Genomic DNA, 4908 nt, shown 5'->3' on the forward strand with positions numbered 1-4908 from the left:
GCCCGACGGCCGCTCATCCCCGGCCAGAGCGCCCGTCGGGCCTCCGTCCGCTGATGCGCGACATCGCCGAGGAGCTACGCGCGTGGTGCGCCGACGGACAGGACTTCGCGCTGGCCACCGTCGCGGCCGTGAGCGGCAGTGCGCCGCGCGGCCCCGGAGCCTCGCTGGCCGTGGACGCGCACGGCACGGCCGTCGGCTCGGTGTCCGGCGGATGTGTCGAGGCCGCCGTGCACGCCCTGTGCCTGGAGGCCCTGGCCTCCGGCGAGGGCGGCCTGCACCGGTTCGGCCACAGCGACGAGGACGCTTTCGCCGTCGGCCTGACCTGTGGGGGAGTCCTCGACGTCCTGATCACCCCGGTCCGGGTCCACGACCCGGTCCGGCCCGTGCTCGGCTCGGCCCTGGACCACGTCACCCGTGGCCGGCGGATCGCCCTGGCCCGGGTGGTCTCCGGCCCGCCCGGACAGCTCGGCCGGGCCCTGGCCGTACGGCCCGACGGCTCGTACGACGGCGGGCTCGGCGGCGGCGCCGCCCTGGACCGGGCCGCCGCCGCACGGGTCCGGGACCTGCTGCTGGCCGGCCGCACCGGCACGGCCGAGCTCGGCAGCGCCGGGGGCCTGTGCGGAGAGCCGCTGACCCTGCTCGTGGAGTCGGCGGCCGAACCGCCCCGGCTGCTGGTCTACGGGGCCGTCGACTTCGCCGCGGCGCTGGCCCGGATCGGCGCGTTCCTCGGCCACCGGGTGACCGTGTGCGACGCCCGGCCGGTCTTCGCGACCCCGGCCCGGTTCCCGGACGCCCACGAAGTCGTCGTCGACTGGCCGCACCGCCACCTGGCCGCCGAGCACGCCGCCGGCCGGCTGGACGCCCGTACCGCCGTGTGCGTCCTGACCCACGACGCCAAGTTCGACGTGCCCCTGCTCACCCTGGCGCTGAGGCTGCCCGTCGGCTACGTCGGCGCCATGGGCTCGCGCCGCACCCACGCCGAACGGGTGGACCGGCTCCGCGCCGAAGGGGTGACCCCGCAGGGGCTGGCCCGGTTGCGTTCGCCCATCGGACTGGATCTGGGCGGCAGCACCCCCGAGGAGACGGCCCTGTCCATCGCCGCGGAGTTCACCGCCGTCCGCCATTCCCGCCCCGCAACCCCCCTGACCGGCGGCGCGTACCCGCTCCACGGACCGGCGTCCCCGGCCCCCGGGACCTTGGTCCCGTAGGAAAGAACCAGGTGGCACATCGTGTCCTGGAGGAAAGTCCGGGGATTGGTGAACCCCTGGACATGGGAGAATGAAGTACGTGCTTTTTCCTCGGCTGGCCGGCCGGGGATCGTTCACCATCGACTCGACTGGGATGTTCTGCACGTGCGTTTCCTCAATGACCAGAAGCCGCCGTACGACCTGACGTACGACGATGTGTTCATGGTGCCGAGCCGCTCCGCGGTGGGTTCTCGTCAGGGCGTCGACCTCTCCTCGCCCGACGGCACCGGCACCACCATCCCGCTGGTCGTCGCGAACATGACCGCGATCGCCGGCCGCCGGATGGCCGAGACGGTGGCCCGCCGCGGCGGGCTCGTCGTCATCCCCCAGGACATCCCGATCGAGGTCGTCACCGACGTCATCTCCTGGGTCAAGACCCGCCACCACGTGCTCGACACCCCGATCACCCTGGCGCCCACCCAGACCGTCGCCGACGCGCTCGCCCTGCTGCCCAAGCGCGCCCACGGCGCCGGCGTCGTGGTGGACGCCGAGAACCGCCCGGTCGGCGTCGTCACCGAGCACGACCTGTCCGGCGTGGACCGCTTCACCCAGCTCTCCGAGGTCATGTCCAAGGAGCTGCTGCTCCTCGACGCCGACATCGACCCCCGCGAGGCCTTCACCAAGCTCGACGCCGGCCACCGCAAGCTGGCCCCGGCCGTCGACGCGGACGGCAGGCTCGTCGGCATCCTCACCCGCAAGGGCGCGCTGCGCGCGACCCTGTACACCCCGGCCGTCGACGCCGGGGGCGGGCTGCGCATCGCCGCCGCCATCGGCATCAACGGCGACTACGTCGGCAAGGCCAAGCAGCTGCTCGACGCGGGCGTGGACACGCTCGTCATCGACACCGCGCACGGCCACCAGGAGTCGATGATCACCGCGATCAAGGCCGTGCGGGCGCTCGACCCGCAGGTCCCGATCGTCGCGGGCAACATCGTCGCCGCCGAGGGCGTCAAGGACCTGATCGACGCCGGCGCGGACATCATCAAGGTCGGCGTGGGCCCCGGCGCCATGTGCACCACCCGGATGATGACCGGCGTGGGCCGGCCGCAGTTCTCCGCGGTGCTGGAGTGCGCCGCCGAGGCGAAGAAGTACGGCAAGCACGTGTGGGCCGACGGTGGCGTCCGCCACCCGCGCGACGTGGCGATGGCGCTGGCCGCCGGCGCCTCCAACGTGATGATCGGCTCCTGGTTCGCCGGCACGTACGAGTCCCCGGGCGACCTCCAGCAGTCCGCCGACGGCCGGCTCTACAAGGAGTCCTTCGGCATGGCCTCGGCCCGCGCCGTGCGCAACCGCACCGCGGAGGAGTCCGCGTACGACCGGGCCCGCAAGGCCCTGTTCGAGGAGGGCATCTCCACCTCGCGCATGTTCCTCGACCCGGCCCGCCCGGGCGTCGAGGACCTGATCGACTCGATCATCGCGGGTGTCCGCTCCTCCTGCACCTACGCCGGCGCCGGCTCCCTCGAGGAGTTCGCCGAGCGCGCGGTCGTCGGCGTCCAGTCCGCGGCCGGCTACGCCGAGGGCAAGCCGCTGCACGCCAGCTGGAGCTGACCCCCCCGTCCCGAAGGCCCCGGCCCGACCGCACCCGGTCGACGCCGGGGCCTTCGGCGTACCACGGGCGGGGTGTGCGTCGCGTGCGACGGGCGGACGACGGGACGGGGGACGGGCGGACGGGCGGTCCGGGGGCGCCGTCCGGCGGGCCGTCCGACCGTTCGGCGCGGCCGGCGGTGGTATCCGCCACTCGGCGGATTACTCCACGGCTCCGTACCGTCACGCTCTGGTCACGACCTCCGCCAGCCCGGCCCCCCGCCCCCACGCGAAGGAGCGACCCGGTGACCACGACCCTGACGCACCGCACCGACGAGCACCTCCTCGCCCAGCTCCAGCAGGCCTACGGCAAGGCCCTCTTCGGCTTCCTCCTCGGCCTCACCTACGGCGACCGGCAGCGCGCCGAGGACCTGGTCCAGGAGACCCTCGTGCGCGCCTGGAAACACCCCGAGGCCCTGGAGAACGGCGGCCTGCACTCCTTACGCCCCTGGCTGTGGACCGTCGGCCGGCGCCTGGCCATCGACGCCCGGCGGGCCCGCATGGTGCGCCCGGACGAGGTCGCCACGGACGCCCTCGACCAGGCCCCGCACCTCGACGACCGGATGGACGCGGCCGTGGCCGCCCTCGACGTCCGCGAGGCGCTGCGCCGCCTCAGCCCCGAGCACCGGGCCGTCCTGGACCAGATCTACTTCCGCGGCGCCTCTGTCGGCGAGGCCGCCGAGGCCCTCGGCATCCCGCCCGGCACCGTCAAGTCCCGCACCTACTACGCCCTGCGCGTGCTGCGGACCGTCATGCCCGGCTACGGCCCGAAGCCCGCCCGGGCCGCCTGAGCCGCCACCTGCGCCCGGGTACGGACCTGGAGCTTGCCGAGGATGTGCGAGACGTGCGTCTGCACCGTCCGGCGGGACAGGAACAGCGCCGCCGCGATCTCGGGGTTCGACCGGCCCTCGGCCAGCAGCCGGGCCACCCGCAACTCGGCGGGCGTCAGCGCCTCCCAGCCGTGCCTTGCCTGGCGCCGCGCACCCCGGCTGCCCCGGCGCACCCCGAGCCGGCGCAGCCGGGCATCGGCCCGGGCCGCGTCGCACACCGCGCCCAGCCCCTCGTACGCGCCGACCGCGTCCGCCAGCGCCTGCCGGGCCCCGGCCAGGTCGCCCGCCCAGGCCCGGGACACCGCCAGGTCCTCCAGCAACTGACCCCGGGCCAGCGGGCGCGGGCCGCGCCCGGCCCGTTCCACCGCCTCGGCCAGCACCTGCGGGTCCTGGGCGAACAGGCCACGGCAGCGCAGCGCGGCCAGGGCCGTGCCCGGGCTCGCCGGATGGTGCGCGGCCTCGCCCTCGCAGGCCGCCACGGCAGCCCGGGCAGAGGCGGTGTCCCCGGTCTCCAGGGCGAGCCGGACCAGCTCGGCCAGCAGCCAGGGCCGGTCGGCCGGCGCCGTGGCGGGGGTGTCGTCGCCGAGGACCGGCAGCAGCGCGTGCAGGGCGTCGGTCGGGCGGCCGGCCACCTCGGCCAGCCGGGCCCGGGCCAGCAGCGCGTGGCCCCGGTACCGGCGGGTCGGGGCGGACTCGAACGCGTCCGGCGGCAGCAGGTCCAGCGCCGCCGCGGCGGCGTCCTCCTCGCCGCGGTGGCCCAGCACCAGCGCCCGCAGCCCGTGCGCCACCACGGGCACCCACGGCTCCCCGCCGGGCGCCTCCGTGGCCCGGGCCGCCGCCACCAGGCACTCGTCCCAGCGGCCGAACCGGTAGTGGTACTCCGCGATCCGGGCCTCCACGGCGCCCAGCGCACCCCCGTCGCGGCGGGCCAGCGCCCGGGCCTCGCCCAGGGCCGAGGCCACCACCCGCGGCTGGTCGAGCCGGGTGTGCCCGTCCGCCTGGTCGGCCAGGAGCCGCAGCCGGACCTCGCCCGCGTGCGGATGGCGCCGGGCCCGGCCGATCCCCGCGGCGACGTTCCGCACGGCCTCCACGTCCCGGCCCAGCCGGAACAGGGCCGTGGCCATCGCGTGGTAGGCCTCCGCCCCGGCGAGGTCGTCGCCCACGGCGAGGGCGTCGGCGACCACGCCCCGGGCCACCTCGTGCGCCTGTGCCCCTGTCTCTTATAACCATCTGACCATGCCGATGAC

4 protein-coding genes are annotated in these 4908 nt (G+C 75.8%); 3 read left to right on the plus strand and 1 reads right to left on the minus strand.

Going from position 1 to position 4908, the window contains the following annotated elements:
- Positions 1-53 precede the first annotated feature (53 nt).
- From EF918_RS32440 to EF918_RS32450, 3 genes are all read left to right on the plus strand, one after another.
- Positions 54-1208: an XdhC family protein gene (locus EF918_RS32440; protein ID WP_125652491.1), complete on the plus strand. Its 1155-nt coding sequence runs from the start codon at positions 54-56 to the stop codon at positions 1206-1208.
- A gap of 144 nt (positions 1209-1352) precedes the next feature.
- A complete protein-coding gene (locus EF918_RS32445) occupies positions 1353-2795 on the plus strand; it encodes a GuaB1 family IMP dehydrogenase-related protein (protein ID WP_185922024.1) in 1443 nt (480 codons plus the stop codon).
- Between the two features lie 281 nt (positions 2796-3076).
- Positions 3077-3622, plus strand: coding sequence for a sigma-70 family RNA polymerase sigma factor (locus EF918_RS32450; protein WP_125652492.1), 546 nt, complete (start codon positions 3077-3079; stop codon positions 3620-3622).
- Here EF918_RS32450 and EF918_RS32455 read toward each other — a convergent pair.
- On the minus strand, positions 3592-4845 hold the full coding sequence (locus tag EF918_RS32455) for a helix-turn-helix transcriptional regulator (RefSeq protein ID WP_125652493.1): 1254 nt from the start codon (positions 4843-4845) through the stop codon (positions 3592-3594). The genes EF918_RS32450 and EF918_RS32455 overlap by 31 nt on opposite strands.
- Positions 4846-4908: the final 63 nt, after the last annotated feature.

The sequence above is a fragment of the Streptomyces sp. WAC06614 genome (assembly GCF_003949795.1).
Taxonomy (GTDB): Bacteria; Actinomycetota; Actinomycetes; order Streptomycetales; family Streptomycetaceae; genus Streptomyces.

Excerpts from the sequence above, each read along its gene's own strand:
- EF918_RS32440 (WP_125652491.1), top strand. The coding sequence starts at position 54 with ATGCGCGACATCGCCGAGGAGCTACGCGCGTGGTGCGCCGACGGACAG.